We start from the raw sequence: 21,495 nt of genomic DNA, 5'->3' as shown, positions 1-21,495 counted from the left end.
AGGCCGGATTCGCTAATCTTATGGATTATTTTGCTGTCACCTCGCAAAGTGTGACGCCGTGCAAATATTCGATGTGGACTTTCCTGCCGTATTTATAGACACTTTTGTTACCCGGCATATCCCGGTGGAATGCACGCTGCTGGCGCTTTTTTCGCTTGCTGTGCGGCTTTTTAGCGAAATTTCCACCGCCGTCGCAGTCGTGACAGGGCCGAGAGCGATAAAATGATGAATATGGACAATTGGTGTCACTAATACCTTCGGGAGAACCACGCGTATGGCCGAAACGCAAAACGATCCGCTGCTGCCGGGCTACTCTTTTAACGCTCATCTGGTCACCGGCCTGACGCCGATTGAGGCGCAGGGATACCTGGATTTCTTTATCGACCGCCCGCTGGGTATGAAAGGCTATATCCTCAACCTGACGATCCGCGGCGAGGGGGTGATCAACAACCACGGCGAGCAGTTTGTCTGCCGGCCGGGCGATATGCTGCTGTTCCCGCCGGGGGAGATCCATCACTACGGCCGCCATCCCGACGCCAGCGAGTGGTATCACCAGTGGGTCTACTTCCGCCCGCGCGCCTACTGGCACGAGTGGCTCAACTGGCCGACGATCTTCGCCCAGACCGGCTTTTTCCGTCCGGACGAGCAGTGGCAGGCGCGCTTTGGCGAGCTGTTCGGCCAGATCGTCGATGCCGGGCAAGGGGCGGGGCGCTATTCCGAACTGCTGGCGATTAATCTGCTGGAACAGCTCCTGTTGCGGCGGATGGAGGCGATCAACGAATCGCTGCATCCGCCGCTGGATAACCGGGTGCGCGACGCCTGCCAGTACATCAGCGACCATCTGGCGGACAGCCATTTTGATATCGCCAGCGTCGCCCAGCACGTCTGCCTGTCGCCCTCGCGCCTGTCGCACCTGTTCCGCCAGCAGCTGGGGATCAGCGTCCTCGGCTGGCGGGAGGACCAGCGTATCAGCCAGGCCAAACTGTTGCTGAGCACCACGCGGATGCCGATCGCCACCGTCGGGCGCAACGTCGGCTTTGAAGATCAGCTCTATTTTTCCCGCGTGTTCAAAAAATGCACCGGCGCCAGCCCGAGCGAATTCCGCGCGGGATGTGAATAAAAAGTAAAGAAAGTGAAATGATGACCCGCTTAAATGTCACAGCCAGTAAACTATTAAGACAATTGGTAGCTTGACGACGGCGCGATGGCTTCGGAGAATCCGGGCTTCGTTTTTTAACCGGGTACATTATGCAAGCATTGCTCGAACACTTTATTACCCAATCCACGGTCTACTCGCTGTTAGCCGTGATGCTGGTGGCCTTTCTCGAGTCGCTGGCGCTGGTGGGGCTTATCTTACCCGGAACGGTGATGATGGCCGGCCTTGGGGCGCTGATTGGCGGCGGTGAGGTTAACTTCTGGCAGGCGTGGCTGGCGGGGATCGTGGGCTGTCTGCTGGGCGACTGGATCTCATTCTGGCTCGGATGGCGCTTTAAAAAGCCGCTGCACCGCTGGTCGTTCATGAAGAAAAACCGCGCCCTGCTGGAGAAAACCGAGCATGCGCTGCACCAGCACAGCATGATCACCATCCTGATTGGCCGCTTTGTCGGGCCGACGCGTCCGCTGGTGCCGATGGTCGCCGGGATGCTCGACCTGCCGGTGGCCAAATTCGTGCTACCAAATATTATCGGCTGCCTGCTCTGGCCGCCGCTCTATTTCCTGCCTGGCATTCTCGCCGGGGCGGCGATTGATATTCCGGCCGATGAAAACAGCGCCAGCTTTAAATGGCTGCTGCTGGGGGCGGCGCTACTCGTCTGGCTGGCAGGGTGGCTGTGCTGGCGGCTGTGGCGGAGCGCGAAAACGTCTGGCGATCGGCTGACCCGCTGGCTGCCGCGCGGGCGTCTGCTGTGGCTGACGCCGCTTATGGTCGCGCTGGCGGCAACGGCGTTAACGTTTGTCTTCCGCCATCCGCTGATGCCGGTCTATCTGGCGATCCTGCACAAGGTTATTGCGCGCTGATCCCCATCAGATAAGAGGCGCTGCTGTGGCCGCTTAACAGCTCGGCGGTAGCGCCATCCCAGACAATGCGCCCTTCGGCGACCACAATCGAGCGCGGCGCAATGCGCGCGGCATCTTCCACGCTGTGCGAGACCATCAGCAGGGTGAGCTGCTGCTGCTCGCAGACATCAGCCACCAGCGCCAGCATCTCCTGGCGCAGCGCCGGGTCGAGCGCTGAGAAGGGCTCATCCAGCAGCAGCACCGGCTGCTGGCGGACCAGACAGCGGGCCAGCGCCGCGCGCTGCCGTTGACCGCCGGAGAGCTCTCCCGGCAGGCGTTCAAGCAGGTCATCAATTCCCATCTGGGCGGCAATCGCCGTGACTTTCTGCTGCTGTTCGCGGCTCAGTTTCAGGCCAGGGTGGATCCCGAGGCTGATATTCTGCCGAATGGTCAGATGGTTAAACAGGTTATTCTCCTGGAACAGCATCGAAACCGGACGCTGCGCCGGCGGCGTCGCGTGATGCGTCTCGCCGTTAATCTGTAGGCTGCCGCTGGCGGGCGGCAGAAAACCGGCGATCAGATTCAGCAGGGTGCTCTTTCCGGCGCCGCTGGGGCCGAGCACCGCGATGCGCTCGCCGCGCGCGACATCGAGAGTAAAGCGCATCGGCAGATGCTGGTACAGCCAGGTCACATCATTGAGTTTTAGCATCACGCCCCGGAAGTTTTTCAATCAGCGTAAATAATAAGAAACAGAGCAGCAGCAGAAGCAGGGCGGTGACGGCGCCGTCCTGGCTGCGGTAGGCGCCTATCTGCTGGTACAGATAGAAAGGCAGGGTGCGGAACGCCTCGTTGCCGAACAGCGCCACCACGCCGAAGTCGCCAATCGACAGCACGCAGGCGAAGGCTAACGCCTGGGCCAGCGGGCGCCGGAGCGCGCGAAGTTCGATGACCCGCAGCCGCGCCAGGCCTTCGATCCCCAGCGACTGGCAGAGCATGCTGTAGCGGACGGCAATGTCGCGCATCGGGTTTTCCAGCACTTTAAGCGCGTAGGGGATCGCCATCAGAGCATTGGTAAAGATGACGATGCCGTCGGCGGACTCCGGAAGGCCGATGCTGTTATTGAGCAGCAGGAAGAAGCCGGTAGCCAGCACGATGCCCGGCATGGCAAGAATCAGCATGCCGCTCAGCTCCATCGCCTGCCCGGCCAGCGGCCGCTGACGGGCGCGCAGCTCGCGACTGCTCCATAGCAGCATCATCGTCAGGGTGACGCTCAACAGCCCGGCGGCAATGGCGATGCGCAGGGAAGTCGTCAATGCCTGCCAGAGGGCGGGCTGCGCTAGCACGTCCAGCATGTTGCGGTTGATCCCGTCGACGATGACCGCCAGCAATGGCGGCAGCAGAAGCAGCAGGGCGGCGCCGATCAGCAACCCATCGCTCAGCCGGCTATGCAGGCGATCGTCAGGGTCGCGCCAGCCGCGGACATGGCTGACGCCGATAGCCACCGCTTTACTGAGACGCTGGCTGAGCAGCACCAGCCCGAGGCAGCAGAGCATCTGGATCAACGCCAGCATCGCCGCTCGCGCCGGATCGTAGTCAAAGCTCAGCGCCTGGTAGATAGCCAGCTCAATGGTGGTGGCCTTCGGGCCGCCGCCCAGCGACAGCACGGTGGCGAAGCTGGCAAAGCAGAGCATAAAAATCAGCGCGGCGACGGCGGGAATGTGCCGGCGCATCCATGGCCATTCGACGAGGCGGAAGAAGGCATAGCCGCGCATGCCAAGCTGGGCGGCAATTTGCCGCTGCTCGCCGGGAATGTTCTCCAGCGCCTGCAGCAGCAGGCGGGTGGCCATCGGCATATTGAAAAAGACGTGCGCCAGCAGGATGCCCTGCAGGCCGTAAGGCGAGAAATCCCACTGCCAGCCGAAAGCGTGAAACAGCGAGGCCAGCCAGCCCTGGCGGCCATAGACGCTGAGGATGCCGAACACCGCCACCAGCACCGGCAGGATCAGGGTCATCGCGCACAGGCGCAGCAGCAGGGTGCGGCCGGGAAAGCGACGCCGATAAAGCGCGCGGGCGAGAAAGACGGCCGGGCCCACCGAAAGCAGCGCTGAGAGCGACGCCTGCCAGAAGGAGAAGCGCACCACGTGCCAGAGGTAGCTATCGCTGAAAACCGTCTGCCAGCCCGCGCCGGGCGCGCTGAACCACAGCGCCAGAAACGCCGCCAGCGCGACGGCGCAGAGCAGCGTGGCGGCGAACAGGCCCGGCAGCAGCCCGCTAAGGTTTAGCGGCTGACGGCGCGTTGCCATGCGCTAATCCAGGTCTGACGCTCGCTGGCGACCTGCTGCGGGGTAAACGTCAGCGTGGTCTGCGGCTTCACCAGGGTTGCAAAACCGGCCGGCAGCGCGACCTGGGTCACCGGATACATCCAGTTGCCGGTGGGGATGGCGTTCTGGAAGCCAGGCGAGACCATGAATTTGAGGAATTTCTCCGCCAGTTCCGGCTGCTTGCTGGCGGCGGTGCGGGCGGCAACTTCGACCTGCAGATAGTGGCCTTCGGCGAAGTTCGCCGCCGCATAGTGGTCTTTTTTCTCTTCAATAATGTGGTAGGCCGGCGAGGTGGTGTAGCTCAACACCAGGTCGCTTTCGCCTTTCAGGAACAGACCGTAGGCTTCGCTCCAGCCCTTGGTGACGGTAACGGTCTTCGCCGCCAGCTTCTGCCAGGCCTCGGACGCTTTATCGCCATAGACTTTTTGCATCCATAGCAGCAGCCCCAGCCCCGGGGTGCTGGTGCGCGGATCTTCATAGATGACGCGCCACTTCTGCGGGCTCTCGACCAACTCTTTCAGGCTTTTCGGCGGATTGGCCAGTTTGTTTTTATCATAGACGAAGGCGAAATAGCCGTAATCGTAGGGGACAAAGGTGTCGTTATCCCAGCCGCCCGGCACGCTAACCGCGCTGGCGGGAACGTGGCTTTTAGCGAACAGCTGACTCTGCGCCGCGGCTTCCAGCAGGTTGTTATCCAGGCCCAGCACGACGTCAGCCTTGCTGTTCTTGCCTTCCATGCGTAGACGATTCAGCAGCGAAACGCCATCTTCCAGCGCGACGAACTTCAGCTCGCAGCCGCAGTCCGCTTCAAACGCTTTTTTGACCGCCGGGCCGGGGCCCCAGTCGGCAGAGAAGGAGTCATAGGTATAGACGGTGAGGACAGGCTTAGCCAGAGCGGGCATGGCGACCAGCGCCAGCAGTGGGAGTAATTTTTTCAACACTTTGCACCTCAGAAAAAAGGGGTGGCAAAGGATTTTGAGTGAGCCTCAAATCCCTTCGCCGGCGTTATCCGGATCAGGTTCGACGGGTATTTTCTCAGCCCATACGCTTCATCCTTCAAGCCGCATCTGCGTTAGCTTCGCGCGTTCACCCCAGTCACATAGCTATCTATGCTCCAGGGGATTCACCCGCTTGCTGCCTTGATGCAACTTGAATGATATTGCGTATGTTTATTAGCACCCCGTTGAGAACGGCCTTAGTGTAATGATTTTGTCAGATGACGGAAAGCGCTTACGGCTCCGGCGGCGCAAACCATGCGGATTTAAAATCGAACCAGCCGAGGGTGTTCATCCGCACGCCGCGCATGCTGCGCTGGCCCTGAATCATCAGCCAGTGATGGATCAGCGGCACGATATGCTGGCTGGCCAGCAGGCGCTGACTCCAGGTAGCCGGATTAAACTCTCCCGCGCGCCAGCGGCTGGCGTCTTCCTGCCAGTCGATGGGGATGCAGCGCTGAATCAGCGGGACTTCGTACAGATAGGCGAATAGCGAGAATTCGATCGGCAAGGTGAAGTTAACGCTGTTGAGCCAGATATCGCTGACCACCTCGCCGCGATGCCAGGCATCGTACTCCAGCTCCTGGATCTCCAGCTTTACCTGATGCGCCGCCAGCAGGTCGCGCATGATCCCGCCGATCACCCGATGTTCGACGTGATCGCGGTAGTAGGTGAGGGTAACCGTCTCCAGGCCCGCCGGCTTGTCGCAGGCGTGGTTGCTGGCGTGATGCCAGCGCGGCAGCAGGCCGTAAGCGGGAAACCAGTTGCCCTGGTAAAGCTCGCCCGCGTGGTAGAGCAGGTTCGCGGGCTGGAACAGATAGCTTAACCAGCGGCGCACCGCCTCGTTGGCGCCCAGCGGGCTTCGCGAGTCGAACAGCAGGTAGTAGCACCCCTCTTCCAGACGACTCTCCACCGCCTTTTCGCTTTCGGTATTGCCCTGCAGCGTCAGGCCGCCGTTGGGCTCTTCGCTAATTTCCGGTAGCACCCAGACGTTCACCTCATCGATCAGCGCCCGGTAGCCAAAATAGTCCTCAAAGGCGTGGATCTTGAGCTGGTTCTGATTGTTGCGCACCACGGCATACGGGCCGGTGCCGACCGGCATCGAAGAAAAGTGGTTCATGGTCCGCCACTCCTGCGGCAGCACCATCGCCGGTACCTGGCCCAGCAGCCAGGGTAGCCAGCGGTCGGGCTGGCGCAGATGAATATCCAGGGTCCAGGCGGTGGGCGACTCAATGCGTTCGATATGCGAATAGAGCGGTAGGGCATTGCTGCGCTGCAGAGAAGCGATCACATCGGTCATCTCCAGCTCACGGCCATGGTGAAAATGGATGCCTGGCCGGAGGAAAAAGCGCCAGTGGGTGGGCGTCAACTGCTGCCAGTGGTGGGCAATATCGGCTTCCAGTTCCCCATTTTCCTCATTTACCCGCGTCAGAGCGCTGAATATTTGCCGGGCGATATGGGTTTCCGAACGCCGCAGCGCGCTGCCGGGCAGTAAATTCTTCATCGGCCGGTAGTAGAGCACGCGCAGGATGTGCCGCCCCTGGCGGAAGCTGCGCCCGAGATGCGAGACCAGCATCTGACGGACGGCGGCTTTATCGCCGACCAGCTGCACCAGCTGATCGATGCGATCCTGCTCAAGCAGATCTTCGGCACGCTGCTGCTGCAGGGCGAGGCCGGTATAGAGAAAGGTCAGCCGCGAGCGTTTTCCGCGGCCAGCCTCCGCCTCCCAGGTCAGCCAGCCGCGGGACTCCATCATATTGAGCAAGGTGCGCATGTGGCGGCGCGAGCAGCTCAGCATTTCCGCCAGCTCGTTGAGGGTGGTCTCCTGCGACTTGCCGTCGCAGCACTGCCATAGACGGATGAACTGTTGTTGCAGACGGCCGGAAGACATAAAAGGGGAACTCCTGCGCAAAACTCAGCAATTTATTACTCCCCATATTAAGCCAATAATGAATCCCGATGAAGCGAGGAGGTGAATATGATGAGGTCTACCGCAAAATCGTTCTACCAGCGCTACTTTTCTGCGACGCAGGAAGCGTCCTGGCTGGCCCGCCTGATGGCAGGACGACAGCAGGAAATTCTGGGAGAACTGATGCAGTGGGGAGTGACGTCAAAGACCTCTGATCATTGACTTGCAGACATCATGTGTGACTGAGTATTGGTGTTATACTCGTCGTTTTTCAAGCTGCAGGTGCGCGCGCTCGCCCGGGTCTATCGCTGTCGATACTCCCAGAGCCCTATGTTCTGGCCGCGTGAATCGCCCCTACGGGACTCACCCTTTCGGAGCCAGCGCAAAAACGGTTAACCGTTTGTCCTGCAACGTGAATTCCACAGAGTATAGAATCACCCGCCAGCAGAAAGCCTCTGCTGGCTTTTTTCGTTTACTTCGCGTGTGTTAAGGACATTTCATGCTGTGGTTGATGACGATGGGACGACGGCTAAACGGCGTCTATGCCGCCTTTATGCTGGTTGCTTTTATGATGGGCGTGGCGGGCGCATTGCAGGCGCCGACGTTGAGTTTGTTTCTCAGCCGCGAAGTGGGGGCGCAGCCGTTCTGGGTGGGCCTGTTCTACACCGTGAATGCGATAGCCGGGATCCTGGTGAGTCTGGCGCTGGCCAAGCGCTCCGATAGCCGCGGCGACCGGCGGCGGTTAATTATGTTCTGCTGCCTGATGGCGGTAGGCAATGCGCTGCTGTTTGCCTTCAACCGCCACTATCTGACGCTGATCACCTGCGGGGTGATGCTGGCATCCATCGCTAACGCCGCCATGCCGCAGCTCTTTGCCCTGGCGCGGGAGTATGCCGACAGCTCGGCGCGGGAAGTGGTGATGTTCAGCTCGGTCATGCGTGCCCAGCTGTCCCTGGCGTGGGTGATTGGCCCGCCGCTGGCCTTTATGCTGGCGCTCAACTATGGCTTTACCACCATGTTCTCCATTGCGGCGGGCATCTTTGTGATCAGCCTGGCGCTGATTGCCGTCAAACTACCCTCGGTTCCGCGCGTGGAGCAGCCCTCGGAAGAGGCGGAGGCGCTGGCGCAGGCCGGCGGCTGGCAGGACAAGAACGTACGCATGTTGTTTATCGCCTCCACCCTGATGTGGACCTGCAACACCATGTATATCATTGATATGCCGCTGTGGATCAGCAACGATCTCGGGCTTCCCGACAGCCTGGCCGGGATCCTGATGGGCACCGCCGCCGGGCTGGAGATTCCGGCGATGATCCTCGCCGGCTACTACGTGAAGCGCTTTGGTAAACGTAAAATGATGGTGGCGGCGGTGGCGGCCGGTGTGCTGTTTTATCTGGGGCTGATCCTGTTTCATGGCCGTACGGCGCTGCTGGCCCTGCAGCTGTTCAACGCCATCTTTATCGGCATTATCGCCGGGATCGGCATGCTGTGGTTCCAGGATTTAATGCCGGGGCGCGCGGGGGCGGCGACCACCCTGTTTACCAACAGTATTTCCACTGGCGTGATCCTGGCCGGCGTGATGCAGGGGGCGCTGTCGCAGAGCTATGGCCACGCCAGCGTCTACTGGACGATCGCCGCGATTTCGCTGGTGACGCTGTTTTTAACCAGCAAGGTAAAGGATATCTGACCGTCCTCTTCGCCCCGGCGCGCAATTCGCCGGGGCCGCCGGGTTTACTTCAGTTCGATTCGCTTGATGTCGCCGATGATAAAGATGTAGGCAATCACGCCGATCAGCGCCGTCAGGCCGACGTAGATCAGTGCGTAAAAGAAGTTACCCGTTGCGGAGATAATCACGCCAATTATCAGTGGGGCTATAATCGATGCCATATTAGCGCAGAAATTAAATATACCGCCGGTCAGGCCTGCCATATTTTCCGGGGCAATATCAGAAATTAACGTCCAGCCCAGGCCAACCATTCCCTGGCCAAAAAACGCCACCGACATGATAATAATAACGGTGCTGTTGGCGCTCACCCAGTTCGCCGCAATAATACAGCTGGAGAGTAATAATCCGGAAATTATTGGTAACTTCCGACTGATGTTGACGGAGCCGGTTCGCTTCAGCAGTCGGTCCGAGATCCAGCCGCCGAAGAGGATGCCGATGGCGGCGGCGAGGAACGGCCAGGTGGCGAAGAAGCCAACGTGCAGCCAGGGAAGATGGCGCTCGTTGGCCAGATAGCTGGGAAACCACGTCAGGAAAAACACCAGCGTGGTGTTACCGGCAAACTGACCCAGACTGGCGCCGAGGATCTGGCGACAGCCCAGCAGGCGCCTGGCGTCACGCCAGTTAAATGGAACGTTCTGGATTTTATTGTCAATGCCGTTTGCGCCGATATAATCCAGCTCCGCTTGATTAGCCGTGCGCGATTCATGGGGTTCGTGATAAAAACGCCACCACACCAAAGTAAATAAAATACCTAATCCGCCGGTGAGGAAAAAAAGCGTTCTCCAGCCATGATGTTCGAGGATTAAAAATAACAGCGGCGAGAAGGCCGCCAGTCCTATATATTCACCAACCGTATATGTTGCCGTCGCCCGCGCGCGCTCATGCTGCGGGAACCAGGTGCTGACGATGCGGCTGTTGGCCGGGAAGCAGGGCGCTTCGCTGACGCCGAGTCCCAGGCGCAGAAGCAGCAGAGATTTAAGCCCGAGGGTGAAACTTTGCAGCAGGGTAAACAGCGACCAGAAGAAAATTGACAGGGCATAGGTCAGTTTGTTGCCGAAGCGGTCTAAAAACATGCCGCCGGGGATCTGCGCCAGGGCATAGGTCCAGGCAAAGGCGGAGAAAATGATGCCCATCATCGCCGGATCGATATGAATTTCCTGGGTTAACTGTGGGGCAACGATACCGAGGATGGTGCGGTCGAGATAATTGATCATCGTTCCGACGGACAACAGCAGTAAAATAACTATCCGAACGCGGCTTCTTTTTTTCGTCCCCGATGAGGATGTGAGGACTTCCTGAGAGTTTGACATACTCATAGCGAGTTCCTTTAAAGTTTAAAATATTTTTGCATATATTTTTATATGCAAAAATATCTCCGGGAACTATAGGTAGTATCTATGAATGGCAACGCTTTGTGGCACATTCATCCGCTTCAGAAAATAATATTTGATGCACCGCCAATATTTTCCCGCGCGTGCGCATTATTGGTGGCTTGCATGGTATATTAGCATCAGTGGATTTATTCTTATATTATACGGGCAAAAATAATGAACCTAAAGCAACTTTATTATTTTAAACGTCTGTCTGAAACTGAACATTATACCGAAGCGGCCTCCAGTCTGTGCATCACCCAGCCTTCGCTAAGCCATGCGATATCAGAGCTGGAGAAGGAGTTAGGGGTCGCGCTGTTCGCCAGACAGGGACGGAACGTTAAAATTACGCAAAACGGCAAGCGTTTTCTGCCGTATGTCGAAGATGCGCTGGCCTCACTGGAAAATGGCCGCACAGTTTTGCAAAAAAACGGCGCTGAAAATAAAGAAAACATTCGTATCGCCTTTATTTACACGATGGGCGAATATGTTGTTCCGCAGTTAATTAATAAATATTCTCTTTCACCTGAGTTTCACAACGTGACTTTTTCTTTTACTCAAGGGACCTCGCTGACGCTGTTGCAGGAGCTGAAAGCGGGAAAAGTCGATCTGGCGATCTGCTCTTATATTGCCGATGAACCCGATATCGATTTTATTCCGGTTATTCAGCAGGAGCTGGTGGTGGTGACCGCCAGGGATCATCCGCTGGCCCGGCTGTATGAACATGAAGTCGACCTCGTGGAGACGATTCATTATCCCTATATCTATTTTTCAGAAAATAGCGGCTTACGTCCGTTTATCGATAATGTATTTATGCAGCAAAAGCTGGTGCCGGAGATTGCCTGCTACGTGGAAGAGGATACCGCGATGGCCGGGCTGGTCAGCATTGACTACGGGATCGCTATCATGCCGCGGATCTCGGCGCTCTCCCATTACAACGTCCATATCCTGAAGATTAAAAACACCCTCCCTCCGCGCTATATCTATCTGGCGACCATGAAAGACCGCGGACTTTCCCCTGCGCTGCAGTCGTTTAAAAATGTGGTCATCCACGACAGCCAAAAGATCTGTTAGCGAATAGCCCGGAGAGGTCCTCCGGGCTGAGGGGTTATCAGGAGAGAATATCCATCACTTCACGCAGCTTGTCGATGGCGATCTGTCCCGGCGCGGAAGCCTGACCCACGGTACCGAAGGTCATGGCTGAGCCAAAAAGACGCCCGGTCACCCGGCTGACGCCGCCCGATTTTCCCATCGACATGGTGATCAGCGGGCGGGTGGCATACTTCTCTTTCATGGTCAGCGTGGCGGCGAGCAGAGTCAGAACGTCCTGCGGCGATTGCGGCATCACCGCGATCTTCGGCAGATCGGCGCCCAGATCCTGCATGCGGCGCAGGCGATAGATGATATCTTCCTGGGCGGGGGTCTTATGAAAATCATGGTTACTCATGATCACTTTGACGCCCGCGGCATGCGCATCGTCAACCAGCGCGCGGATCTGCGCTTCATCATTGAACAGCTCGATATCGATGACATCAACCAGGCCACTGCGCGCCGCTTCGCGGTTGAGCGCGAAGTAGGCCTCGTCGCTGAGCTCGGTCTCGCCGCCTTCTTTCTTGCTGCGGAAGGTGAACAGCAGCGGCAGCGCTTTCAGCGCGCCACGGATTTCCGCCAGCGCGGCCATCACCTGAGCCATCTCTCTCACCTGAGTAAAGTGGTCAACGCGCCATTCGATGATATCGGCGCCGGCGTCGACCAGGCCGTGGGCGTTACCCAGTATTTCATCCAGCGTTTTGCCGATCAGCGGTACACAAATTAAGGTTTCCCCTTCCTGGAAGGTGATGTTCTTTACGGTAACTGCATTTGTCATGTAGGCATCCATTATTATTCGCGTTGAACCTCAGGCGGTGACTGCGGTGGGTGATACTTTTTGCGCCGCCCGAGCCTGCAGTTGACGATAGCCGATGTACAGGGCGATCACAAAGCCGATCACGGCGATCGCAAAATCAAACCACATAATGCTGGCAATACTGATCTGCGAAAGTTTGGCGGTGATCAGCGGGATCGTGAAGCTGGCGATACTGCCGGCGGTGTAGAAGATGCCGGTTGCCTTGCCTTTCCCGTTCGGGAAGCTCATCGCCATGATCGTCGCTCCCAGCTGTAGCACTCCGCCCGCGGCGGCAAAGCCGATGACAAAGGCGAAGCCGGTAACCATCATCGGCGTCGGGAACAGGCATACCAGCAGCAGCGAGACCATCGACAGGCCAGTATAGATGATCATGGCGACGGCGGAGCTGAACACCTCTTTGACGAAGGCGGCGGTCACGAAAACGCAGACCAGCGACCCGACGGTATAGATGCTGAGCAGCTTAATCGCCGAGGCATAGGGCAGACCGACCACGAACTGACCGTACTGCGCCAGCCACTGGCTGACCAGATAGAAGGTCGCCATGCCGATATAGCCGTACAGGGTGAAGATCACCATATCCAGTTTGTTGGCCTGCGGACGGGCTGAGGTTTCCGCCTGTGGCCCTGGGGTGGTCTCTTTTTTCGCAGCCTGGCTATCCGGGAACGGCATTTTGAGCAAATAGAGGCCGCTCACAACAAACAGCGCCGCCGCAATCACGAACGACCAGCCGAACCACAGATTCGCCCAGATCAGGAAACTGATAATGAACGGCAGCAGGAACTGTCCGGCGGAGACGAAGGCTTTGATCAGCACGTTGGCCCGGCTGGCGGAGTGCGGGAAAGATTCCATCAGCGCGGGATAGGTGCCGGAGTCGAGGAAGCTGTTCGCCAGGCCCGCCATAATGCCGAAGACATAGGCCAGATAGATATTTTTGGTCAGCAGAATGCCGATAAAAAAGATCAGATAGCTGAGGATCCCCAGATAGATAAAGGGCTTACGGCCAAAGCGATCCGACAGAAAGCCGGTCACGATGGTCGCCAGTTTGCCGATCCCTAACGAGGAGATCACCACTGATACGCCGGCAGCGTCTGTTCCCCACTGCTCCTGGAGATGGGCCATGTTGAGGGTGATCAGCAGCACCCCCATGCCATGAATCAGGTAGTTGAGGTACAGCCCTGCCGCGGTAGGGACGTATTTATTTTTCATCGCTTGCCCCTTAGAACAGGATGCTTTTGATGTAATCAACCGGCATCTGTTTACCCGTCCAGATTTCGAACGCGCGCGCGCCTTGCCACAGCATCATCCCGAGGCCGTTTAGCGTACGGCAGCCTTTTTTCTCAGCCACTTCCAGCAGGTGGGTTTTGCGCGGGTTGTACACGACGTCGGAGACGATCAGGTCCGGACGCAGGAAGCTGTCGTCCGGGAGCAGCATCTGGCCTTCGAACGGCTTCATGCCGACCCCGGTGGCATTGGTCAGGATCACGCTGCTGTCGATTTCGGCACGCAGTTTGTCATGATCGTCGAGATCGAACAGATGGATCTCGCAGCGCGTGTTGTTGCGGATCTTGGCTACCGTTTCTTCAGCGTTGGCGAAGAATTTATCGCGACGGTTGAAGATCGAGATCGCCTTCACGCCATCCAGTGCGGCCTGGACGCAGAGCGCGGTCGCCGCGCCGCCGGCGCCGAGCACGGTCATCTTCTTGCCAATAATATCGATACCCGCTTCGCTAAGGGCGCGCATATAGCCGGTGCCGTCGGTAATATGCCCGGTCAGTACGCCGTCGTCATTGACCACGGTATTCACCGCCCCGACCAGCTGCGCCGCCGGCGAGAGCTTATCAAGATACTGGCAAATCTCGGTTTTGTTCGGCATAGAGACGTTAAAGCCGCGCAGCTTCAAAGCCCGGAAGCCCTGCACAACGTCTTTCAGCTCCTGATTACCGACTTCAAAAGCCAGGTAGACGTAGTCCAGCCCGAGATGGGCGAAAGCCTCGTTGTGCATGGTGGGCGACATGCTGTGGCGAATCGGGGTGGCGATCAGACCAATCAGCTCAGTGTGTCCAGTAATACGTTCTGCCATGACAAAAATCCTCAATAAGTTAGAAAGGGAATTCGTTGTGCTTCGCGGCTGCCCAGCGCACCCATGTCTTCGAGGGTGTTCAGCACGTTGCGGCCTTCGCGGATGCCGTCGATAATGCGTCGCGCCATCACGCTGTCGCCGATATTCATGATTTTGACGTTATTGGCATTGGCCCAGCGCTCGATCTCGTCGAGACCCGTCCGGTTGGCGCGCATCCCCAGGCAGACAAAGCCGTAGTCGAAGGGGATATCGAAGGTATGCTGTGTATTTTTCACCTGGAAATGGTCGGCAGCCACCGCCATCAGTTGCGTATTCATGTGCTGTTCGACCTGGTGCTCGTCGAGCATGGTCAACATGGCATTTTTGGTAATGATGTCGAGATCGCGACCGGCGGCGTCCTGCATTTCGATTAATACCGCTTGCGCGCCGCGAGCGGTAAAGTATTCGATGACGTCAAGGCCAACGGCGCCCGCGCCGACAACGGCGATGCGTTTGCCCTCGACATGGGTAAATTTCGCCAGATTGTCGATCATGCCGGTAATGGAAAAGACCTTGCCTTCCGCGGCGTCAATATTCTCCCGCAGTCCTGCAATAGGCGGCAGCAGGGGGCTTGAGCCGGTGGCATTGACGATCAGATGCGGACGCAGGGCGGAAACCGAGGCCACGTCTGCCCGTTTGCCGACCTGCAGCATCAGGTTATCCAGCGCGGCGATGCGGTTTTTCATAAACTGCGGGAAATCCGCGATGCGTTTTTTCTCCGGCAGACGGGCGATATCGCTGGCGAGACCGCCGACGTGATTTTTCGCCTCCAGCAGCCAGGTGTGGCAGCCGACTTCCGCCGCGGTGCAGGCGGCCTCCATCCCGGCAGTGCCGGCGCCGATGACGACCACGTTCGTTTCGCGATTAACGCGCCGCGTTTTGTAGGTATCGCCGTGAATGATGTCCGGGTTAATTGAACAGCGCAGCGGGCGCGAGCGGGCGATGCGATGGTCGGCGCAGCCGATGTTGCAGGAGATGCATTTGCGCATCAGGCGTTCTTTACCGCTTTGCACCTTCTGCACCCACTCCGGCTCGGCAATTAGACCGCGACCAATGGCAATGAGATCGGCATCGCCGCTGGCGAGGATATCCTCGGCCACCTGCGGGGTACGGATATTGCCGGCGATGACCGTGGGCTTATGGAATTTATCGCGCACCGCGCGGGAGAGATAACGCTTCCAGCCATCCTCCAGCGACATCTGGTCGATTTGCAGATTCAGGTTGTCGTTCTGCGCCGCCGAGACGTTGATGATATCGACCTTCTCCTGGCAGAGCTCAAGGATGCGCAGAGAATCTTCGAGGGTATTGCCGCCCTTGAGGAAGTCGTCGGCGCTAATGCGCAGGCTGACCGGAAAACGCGGCCCGACGCAGGCGCGAACTTTATCGACAATCAGACTTAATATCCGGGTGCGGTTTTCGACGCTGCCGCCAAATTCATCGGTGCGCTTGTTAAATAACGGCGATAAAAACTGGCTAATTAAATAGGAGTGGCCGGCATGAATTTCGACGCAGTCAAAACCCGCGCGACGAACGCGCTCTGCGGCGTCACCGAATTTTTCCACCGCGTGATAAATTTCCTCATGGGTCATTGGCCGCGGAATATTACCGTGCTTTTTCGAGGGCGTCGTCGAGGAGGAGAGCGGTGTCTGACCTTCGAGGCGGTAGGCATAAGCCGAAGCGCCTGCGTGATTTAACTGAATGGATACGCAAGCGCCATGTTTATGCAGGGTCTCGGTTAATTTAAACAGCCGTGGGATATATTGATCGTTATCGATCCGCAGCTGGGTAGTGCCGTTGGAGGCGAAAGGGAAATCAATACAGATGTTTTCGATGGTGATAAGCCCGGTGCCGCCTTTGGCCCGCAGTTCGTAGTATTCCAGCTGTTCCTGCGAGACCTCGCCATTGAGCGTGGCCATATTGGTGCCCATCGGGGGCATAATAATGCGGTTTTTTAGCGTCATGCCGTTGATGGTCAACGGACTGAAAAGGTGCGGATAGTGGCTCATCTCTTCTCTCCACAGGAGGCCGGGAAGCCGCTATGCGGGGGCCCGGGCGTGTCCTTAGTTAATATTTCTCTGTGGGAAAAGATAGCGAGGCGAAAAATCGAAAAATAATGCTTTTTTTTGCTGTGAGCTATAGGGGTTCTCTATGAGATTAACGCTTTTTTCACATTGTTATATTTTTATATTAAACACTCGTACCTTATTTTTACTTGCAGTGAAGGGATAATACATAAACCACGCAGGTCAGGGGGAGGAAAGCGGAATCATTCGTCTTTATCGCGTGGGGCAGGCCAACGTCATGGGCTGACAATCGGCGAAGCAATATTGTTTTTTGTGCTTGAGATCTCAATTTTCTGCCGCAATAAACTAAAAAGCCCGGTCAAATGACCGGGCGCGAAGATTAATTCATAAACGCCGGCAGCTTGTGCTCATAGTCGGAAATAGCCGCTTCATGTTGCAGCGTCAGGCCGATGCTATCCAGGCCATTGAGCATGCAGTGGCGACGGAAATCGTCGATCTTAAAGCTGTAGGTTTTATCCCCCGCTTTAACCACCTGCGCTTCCAGGTCCACTTCAAACGTAATGCCCGGGTTGGCCTGCACCAGTTTGAACAGCTCGTCGACCTGCTCATCGCTCAACGTCACCGGCAGCAGCTGGTTGTTGAAGCTGTTGCCATAGAAAATATCGGCAAAGCTTGGGGCGATAACAACTTTAAAACCGTAATCGGTCAGCGCCCACGGCGCATGCTCGCGCGAGGAGCCACAGCCGAAGTTTTCCCGCGCCAGCAGGATAGATGCGCCTTTGTACTCAGGAAAGTTCAGCACGAACTCCGGGTTCGGCTGTTGACCTTTATCGTCGAGGAAGCGCCAGTCGTTGAACAGGTGCGCGCCAAAGCCGGTGCGGGTCACTTTCTGCAGAAACTGCTTGGGAATGATCGCGTCGGTATCGACGTTTGCAGCATCCAGCGGAACCACCAGGCCGGTATGTTGGGTAAATTTCTCTGCCATGATGGTCTCCTTACTTCAGATTACGGATATCGGCGAAATGGCCGGTCACAGCTGCCGCCGCGGCCATTGCCGGGCTCACCAGGTGCGTGCGTCCGCCGCGGCCCTGGCGGCCTTCAAAATTACGGTTGCTGGTGGAGGCGCAGCGCTCGCCCGGGTTCAGGCGGTCGTTGTTCATCGCCAGACACATAGAGCAGCCCGGTAAGCGCCACTCAAAGCCGGCTTCGATAAAGATCTTATCCAGGCCTTCCGCTTCCGCTTGCGCTTTCACCGGACCGGAACCCGGCACCACCAGCGCCTGGACGCCCGGCGCCACTTTACGCCCTTTGGCGATTTCCGCCGCCGCGCGCAAATCTTCGATACGCGAGTTGGTACAGGAGCCGATGAATACTTTATCGATAGCCACTTCCGTCAGCGGAATGCCGGATTTCAGCCCCATATAGGCCAGCGCTTTCTCGGCGCTGGCGCGTTCCACCGGGTCGCTGAACGACGCAGGATCGGGGATATTATCGCTGACCGAAATCACCTGGCCCGGGTTGGTGCCCCAGGTCACCTGCGGGGCAATCTCAGCCGCCTGCAGCGTCACTACGGTGTCAAATGTGGCGCCGTCGTCGGTTTTCAGGGTTTTCCAGTACGCCACCGCATCGTCAAAATCTTTGCCTTTCGGCGCGTGCAGACGGCCGCGTACGTAATTGAAGGTGGTTTCATCCGGCGCGACCAGGCCCGCTTTCGCGCCCATCTCGATCGCCATGTTGCACAGGGTCATGCGGCCTTCCATGCTCAGATCGCGGATCGCTTCGCCGCAGAACTCCACCACGTGGCCGGTGCCGCCGGCGCTGCCGGTTTTACCAATGATCGCCAACACGATATCTTTGGCGGTGATGCCCGGCGCCGCTTTGCCTTGCACTTCGATTTTCATGGTTTTCGCACGACCCTGTTTCAGGGTCTGGGTCGCCAGCACATGCTCCACTTCGGAGGTGCCGATGCCGAAGGCCAGCGCGCCAAAGGCGCCGTGGGTGGCGGTATGGGAGTCGCCGCACACAATGGTCATCCCCGGCAGGGTAACCCCTTGTTCCGGGCCCATCACGTGAACGATGCCCTGGTACGGGTGGTTCAGATCGTACAGCTCAACGCCGAACTCTTTACAGTTCTTAATCAGCTCCTGCATCTGAATGCGGGCCATCTCGCCGGACGCGTTAATATCTTTGGTCTGCGTCGAGACGTTATGATCCATGGTGGCGAAGGTTTTACCCGGCTGGCGCACCTGGCGGCCGTGGGCGCGCAGGCCGTCAAAGGCCTGCGGGGAGGTGACTTCATGCACCAGATGGCGGTCGATATACAACAGCGGAGTTTCGTTTTGCGCCTCATACACCACGTGCGCATCAAACAATTTTTCGTATAACGTCTTCGCCATGATTACACCCCTTCTGCGACATAGCGGGCAATGATATCGCCCATTTCATCAGTGCTGACCGCTGCCGTGCCGCGCGCTAAATCGCCGGTACGAACGCCTTCCTCCAGAGCGCGGTTAATCGCGCTTTCAATCGCGCTCGCCGCCTCGTCAGCGTCGAGGCTATAGCGCAGCAGCAGCGCCAGGGAGAGGATCTGCGCGATCGGGTTAGCGATATTTTTGCCGGCGATATCCGGCGCCGAGCCGCCTGCTGGCTCGTACAGGCCGAAACCTTGTTCGTTGAGGCTGGCGGACGGCAGCATACCCATCGAGCCGGTGATCATTGCGCACTCGTCGGAGAGGATGTCGCCGAACAGGTTGGAGCACAGCAGCACGTCGAACTGGGACGGATCTTTAATCAGCTGCATGGTGGCGTTATCGATATACATATGCGCCAGCTCAACGTCCGGATACTCCTTGCCGATCTCGGTGACGATTTCGCGCCACAGAATGGACGACTGCAGGACGTTGGCTTTATCGATGGAGGTCACTTTGTGACGACGTTTACGGGCGGATTCAAACGCGATGCGCGCGATACGTTCGATTTCAAAGCGGTGATACACCTCGGTATCAAAAGCTTTCTCATGCTGACCGCTGCCTTCGCGACCTTTCGGCTGACCGAAGTAGATGCCGCCGGTCAGTTCGCGAACGCAGAGAATGTCGAAGCCGTTGGCGGCGATGTCGGCGCGCAGCGGGCAGAACTCTTCCAGACCCTGATACAGTTTGGCCGGGCGCAGGTTGCTGAACAGTTTAAAGTGTTTACGCAGCGGCAGCAGGGCGCCGCGCTCTGGCTGTTCTGCGGGCGGCAGGTGTTCCCACTTCGGGCCGCCGACGGAGCCGAACAGGATCGCGTCCGCCTGCTCGCATCCGGCGACGGTCGCCTGCGGCAGGGGAGTTCCCTGACGGTCGATGGCCGCGCCGCCGACGTCGTACTGGCTGGTGGTAATGTGCATGGCAAAACGTTGGCGCACGGCTTCCAGTACTTTCATCGCCTGGTTCATCACTTCCGGGCCAATGCCATCACCCGGCAAAACGGCAATATGGTAATTCTTCGACATTACACGGTTTCCTTATTGTTCTCTTTATTCTGAGCTTTGCGTTGCAATTCTTTTTCGACTTCGGCGGCGCGCCAGATGTTGTTCAGCACGTGAACCATCGCTTTGGCTGACGACTCTACGATATCTGTTGCCAGACCAACGCCGTGGAAACGGCGACCGTTGTAGTCAACGACGATATCCACCTGGCCCAGGGCGTCTTTGCCGTGGCCTTTCGCGCTTAAGCCATATTTCACTAATTCAATGTTGTAATCGGTGACGCGGTTAATCGCCTGGTAGATAGCATCAACCGGACCGTTGCCGTTGGCGGCTTCCGTTTTGATCTCATCCCCGCAGACCAGTTTGATCGAGGCGGTCGCGATATCGCTGGAGCCGGACTGAACGTTGAAGTAATCCAGGCGGAAATGCTCCGGCTCTTCCTGCTGCTTGTTGATAAAGGCCAGCGCTTCCAGATCGTAATCGAAGACCTGGCCTTTTTTGTCCGCCAGCTTCAGGAACGCGTCGTACAGGTGATCCAGGTTGTAATCGCTCTCCTGGTAACCCATCTCTTCCATCCGGTGTTTCACCGCCGCGCGACCGGAGCGGGAAGTCAGGTTCAGCTGTACCTGGTTCAGGCCGATGGATTCCGGGGTCATGATTTCGTAGTTTTCGCGGTTCTTCAGTACGCCGTCCTGGTGGATACCGGAGGAGTGGGCGAAGGCGCCGGTGCCGACGATGGCTTTGTTCGCCGGGATCGGCATGTTGCAGATCTGGCTGACGGTCTGGCTGGTGCGCCAGATTTCATGGTGGTTGATATTGGTGTGCACGTTCATGATGTCTTTGCGCACTTTAATCGCCATGATGACCTCTTCCAGCGCGCAGTTGCCGGCGCGCTCGCCGATACCGTTCATCGCGCCTTCTACCTGGCGGGCTCCGGCGTGGACCGCGGCGAGGGCGTTGCCGACGGCAATACCCAGGTCATCATGGGTATGGACGGAGATAATGGCTTTGTCGATATTCGGTACGCGCTCATACAGGCCGCTGATAATGTTGGCGTACTCGAACGGCATGGTGTAGCCGACGGTATCCGGAATATTAATGGTGGTGGCGCCAGCGTTAATCGCGGCTTCCACGACGCGAGCCAGGTCAGCAATCGGCGTACGGCCGGCGTCTTCACAGGAGAACTCGACATCGTTAGTGTAGTTGCGCGCCCGCTTCACCATATAAACCGCGCGTTCAATGACCTCATCCAGGGTGCTGCGCAGTTTGGTGGCGATATGCATCGGCGAGGTGGCGATGAAGGTGTGGATACGGAACGCTTCGGCCACCTTTAAGGATTCCGCCGCTACGTCGATATCTTTCTCGACGCAGCGCGCCAGGGCGCATACGCGGCTGTTTTTGATGATGCGCGCGATGGTCTGCACGGATTCAAAATCGCCCGGAGAAGAAACCGGGAAACCGACTTCCATCACGTCAACACCCATGCGCTCGAGGGCCAGAGCAATCTGCAGCTTCTCTTTGACACTCAGGCTTGCCTGTAACGCTTGTTCGCCATCACGTAAGGTCGTATCGAAAATAATGACTTGCTGGCTCATGGTTTGGATCCTTAGTCTGTGTCCTGGCGCCTTGTTGACGAGCATAAAAAAACCCGCGCCAAGGCGCGGGTT

18 protein-coding genes and 1 riboswitch are annotated in these 21,495 nt (G+C 57.8%); of the genes, 5 read left to right on the top strand and 13 right to left on the bottom strand.

Annotation, left to right across the window (positions count from 1 at the left end):
• The first annotated feature begins 274 nt into the window (after positions 1-274).
• Entirely contained in the window at positions 275-1,120 is an 846-nt protein-coding gene (gene araC / locus MKR05_RS22710) for an arabinose operon transcriptional regulator AraC (protein WP_004204301.1), read from the top strand.
• Positions 1,121-1,248: 128 nt separating this feature from the next.
• A complete protein-coding gene (locus MKR05_RS22705) occupies positions 1,249-2,016 on the top strand; it encodes a DedA family protein (RefSeq protein WP_032453851.1) in 768 nt (255 codons plus the stop codon).
• On the opposite strand, the gene thiQ is transcribed toward MKR05_RS22705, so the two are convergent.
• The 4 genes from thiQ to sgrR form a co-directional block, all read right to left on the bottom strand.
• Positions 2,003-2,704, bottom strand: a complete 702-nt coding sequence (gene thiQ / locus MKR05_RS22700; RefSeq protein WP_032453831.1) for a thiamine ABC transporter ATP-binding protein ThiQ — start codon at positions 2,702-2,704, stop codon at positions 2,003-2,005. The two genes, MKR05_RS22705 and thiQ, sit on opposite strands and share 14 nt — an antisense overlap.
• Entirely contained in the window at positions 2,688-4,298 is a 1,611-nt protein-coding gene (gene thiP, locus MKR05_RS22695; RefSeq protein WP_072422266.1) for a thiamine/thiamine pyrophosphate ABC transporter permease ThiP, read from the bottom strand. The genes thiQ and thiP overlap by 17 nt, the downstream gene beginning before the upstream one ends.
• Positions 4,274-5,257, bottom strand: coding sequence for a thiamine ABC transporter substrate binding subunit (thiB, locus tag MKR05_RS22690; RefSeq protein WP_060591132.1), 984 nt, complete (start codon positions 5,255-5,257; stop codon positions 4,274-4,276). Before thiB ends, thiP begins: the two co-directional genes overlap by 25 nt.
• A 32-nt stretch (positions 5,258-5,289) precedes the next feature.
• Positions 5,290-5,509, bottom strand: a riboswitch (TPP riboswitch).
• A 37-nt stretch (positions 5,510-5,546) separates the two neighbouring features.
• On the bottom strand, positions 5,547-7,202 hold the full coding sequence (gene sgrR / locus MKR05_RS22685) for an HTH-type transcriptional regulator SgrR (RefSeq protein ID WP_044521013.1): 1,656 nt from the start codon (positions 7,200-7,202) through the stop codon (positions 5,547-5,549).
• An 87-nt stretch (positions 7,203-7,289) separates the two neighbouring features.
• Between sgrR and sgrT the strand changes: the two genes are divergently transcribed.
• Positions 7,290-7,442, top strand: a complete 153-nt coding sequence (gene sgrT, locus MKR05_RS22680; RefSeq protein WP_004204309.1) for a glucose uptake inhibitor SgrT — start codon at positions 7,290-7,292, stop codon at positions 7,440-7,442.
• A gap of 277 nt (positions 7,443-7,719) precedes the next feature.
• Positions 7,720-8,904, top strand: a complete 1,185-nt coding sequence (locus tag MKR05_RS22675; protein ID WP_101989205.1) for a sugar efflux transporter — start codon at positions 7,720-7,722, stop codon at positions 8,902-8,904.
• A gap of 44 nt (positions 8,905-8,948) precedes the next feature.
• Here the strand turns inward: MKR05_RS22675 and MKR05_RS22670 are convergent, their stop codons facing one another.
• Positions 8,949-10,259 (bottom strand): MFS transporter, encoded by a 1,311-nt coding sequence (locus MKR05_RS22670; RefSeq protein ID WP_023291967.1) that lies wholly within the window; start codon positions 10,257-10,259, stop codon positions 8,949-8,951.
• Between the two features lie 231 nt (positions 10,260-10,490).
• Between MKR05_RS22670 and MKR05_RS22665 the strand changes: the two genes are divergently transcribed.
• Positions 10,491-11,387 (top strand): LysR family transcriptional regulator, encoded by an 897-nt coding sequence (locus MKR05_RS22665; protein WP_004204315.1) that lies wholly within the window; start codon positions 10,491-10,493, stop codon positions 11,385-11,387.
• A 37-nt stretch (positions 11,388-11,424) separates the two neighbouring features.
• Here MKR05_RS22665 and aroD read toward each other — a convergent pair whose 3' ends face one another.
• The 8 genes from aroD to leuA all read right to left on the bottom strand — a co-directional run bounded on the left by aroD (position 11,425) and on the right by leuA (position 21,423).
• Positions 11,425-12,180 (bottom strand): type I 3-dehydroquinate dehydratase, encoded by a 756-nt coding sequence (aroD, locus tag MKR05_RS22660; protein ID WP_023291968.1) that lies wholly within the window; start codon positions 12,178-12,180, stop codon positions 11,425-11,427.
• 30 nt (positions 12,181-12,210) lie between these two features.
• Positions 12,211-13,425, bottom strand: coding sequence for an MFS transporter (locus tag MKR05_RS22655; RefSeq protein ID WP_044521015.1), 1,215 nt, complete (start codon positions 13,423-13,425; stop codon positions 12,211-12,213).
• Positions 13,426-13,435: 10 nt separating this feature from the next.
• Positions 13,436-14,299 carry a shikimate dehydrogenase gene (locus tag MKR05_RS22650; RefSeq protein ID WP_017901194.1) on the bottom strand — a complete coding sequence of 288 codons (864 nt, stop codon included), beginning with the start codon at positions 14,297-14,299 and terminating at the stop codon, positions 13,436-13,438.
• A gap of 11 nt (positions 14,300-14,310) precedes the next feature.
• A complete protein-coding gene (locus MKR05_RS22645) occupies positions 14,311-16,344 on the bottom strand; it encodes an FAD-dependent oxidoreductase (RefSeq protein ID WP_101989204.1) in 2,034 nt (677 codons plus the stop codon).
• A gap of 397 nt (positions 16,345-16,741) precedes the next feature.
• Positions 16,742-17,347, bottom strand: coding sequence for a 3-isopropylmalate dehydratase small subunit (gene leuD, locus MKR05_RS22640; RefSeq protein ID WP_023291972.1), 606 nt, complete (start codon positions 17,345-17,347; stop codon positions 16,742-16,744).
• Between the two features lie 10 nt (positions 17,348-17,357).
• Entirely contained in the window at positions 17,358-18,758 is a 1,401-nt protein-coding gene (gene leuC / locus MKR05_RS22635; protein WP_023291973.1) for a 3-isopropylmalate dehydratase large subunit, read from the bottom strand.
• A gap of 2 nt (positions 18,759-18,760) precedes the next feature.
• Positions 18,761-19,852 carry a 3-isopropylmalate dehydrogenase gene (gene leuB / locus MKR05_RS22630; RefSeq protein WP_023291974.1) on the bottom strand — a complete coding sequence of 364 codons (1,092 nt, stop codon included), beginning with the start codon at positions 19,850-19,852 and terminating at the stop codon, positions 18,761-18,763.
• Positions 19,852-21,423, bottom strand: a complete 1,572-nt coding sequence (gene leuA / locus MKR05_RS22625) for a 2-isopropylmalate synthase (RefSeq protein ID WP_101989203.1) — start codon at positions 21,421-21,423, stop codon at positions 19,852-19,854. Before leuA ends, leuB begins: the two co-directional genes overlap by 1 nt.
• Positions 21,424-21,495 lie beyond the last annotated feature (72 nt).

Source organism: Klebsiella sp. K5-204 (assembly GCF_030128585.1).
In the GTDB taxonomy this organism is placed as follows: domain Bacteria; phylum Pseudomonadota; class Gammaproteobacteria; order Enterobacterales; family Enterobacteriaceae; genus Klebsiella; species Klebsiella quasipneumoniae.
This window is presented reverse-complemented; position numbering and strand designations above follow the sequence as displayed.

What these genes read in the sequence shown, in the direction of transcription:
- araC (WP_004204301.1), top strand. Translation starts at nt 275, where the DNA reads ATGGCCGAAACGCAAAACGATCCGCTGCTGCCGGGCTACTCTTTTAAC.
- MKR05_RS22705 (WP_032453851.1), top strand. Translation starts at nt 1,249, where the DNA reads ATGCAAGCATTGCTCGAACACTTTATTACCCAATCCACGGTCTACTCG.
- thiQ (WP_032453831.1), bottom strand. Translation starts at nt 2,704, where the DNA reads ATGCTAAAACTCAATGATGTGACCTGGCTGTACCAGCATCTGCCGATG.
- thiP (WP_072422266.1), bottom strand. Translation starts at nt 4,298, where the DNA reads ATGGCAACGCGCCGTCAGCCGCTAAACCTTAGCGGGCTGCTGCCGGGC.
- sgrR (WP_044521013.1), bottom strand. Translation starts at nt 7,202, where the DNA reads ATGTCTTCCGGCCGTCTGCAACAACAGTTCATCCGTCTATGGCAGTGC.
- sgrT (WP_004204309.1), top strand. Translation starts at nt 7,290, where the DNA reads ATGATGAGGTCTACCGCAAAATCGTTCTACCAGCGCTACTTTTCTGCG.
- MKR05_RS22675 (WP_101989205.1), top strand. Translation starts at nt 7,720, where the DNA reads ATGCTGTGGTTGATGACGATGGGACGACGGCTAAACGGCGTCTATGCC.
- MKR05_RS22670 (WP_023291967.1), bottom strand. Translation starts at nt 10,259, where the DNA reads ATGAGTATGTCAAACTCTCAGGAAGTCCTCACATCCTCATCGGGGACG.
- MKR05_RS22665 (WP_004204315.1), top strand. Translation starts at nt 10,491, where the DNA reads ATGAACCTAAAGCAACTTTATTATTTTAAACGTCTGTCTGAAACTGAA.
- aroD (WP_023291968.1), bottom strand. Translation starts at nt 12,180, where the DNA reads ATGACAAATGCAGTTACCGTAAAGAACATCACCTTCCAGGAAGGGGAA.
- MKR05_RS22655 (WP_044521015.1), bottom strand. Translation starts at nt 13,425, where the DNA reads ATGAAAAATAAATACGTCCCTACCGCGGCAGGGCTGTACCTCAACTAC.
- MKR05_RS22650 (WP_017901194.1), bottom strand. Translation starts at nt 14,299, where the DNA reads ATGGCAGAACGTATTACTGGACACACTGAGCTGATTGGTCTGATCGCC.
- MKR05_RS22645 (WP_101989204.1), bottom strand. Translation starts at nt 16,344, where the DNA reads ATGAGCCACTATCCGCACCTTTTCAGTCCGTTGACCATCAACGGCATG.
- leuD (WP_023291972.1), bottom strand. Translation starts at nt 17,347, where the DNA reads ATGGCAGAGAAATTTACCCAACATACCGGCCTGGTGGTTCCGCTGGAT.
- leuC (WP_023291973.1), bottom strand. Translation starts at nt 18,758, where the DNA reads ATGGCGAAGACGTTATACGAAAAATTGTTTGATGCGCACGTGGTGTAT.
- leuB (WP_023291974.1), bottom strand. Translation starts at nt 19,852, where the DNA reads ATGTCGAAGAATTACCATATTGCCGTTTTGCCGGGTGATGGCATTGGC.
- leuA (WP_101989203.1), bottom strand. Translation starts at nt 21,423, where the DNA reads ATGAGCCAGCAAGTCATTATTTTCGATACGACCTTACGTGATGGCGAA.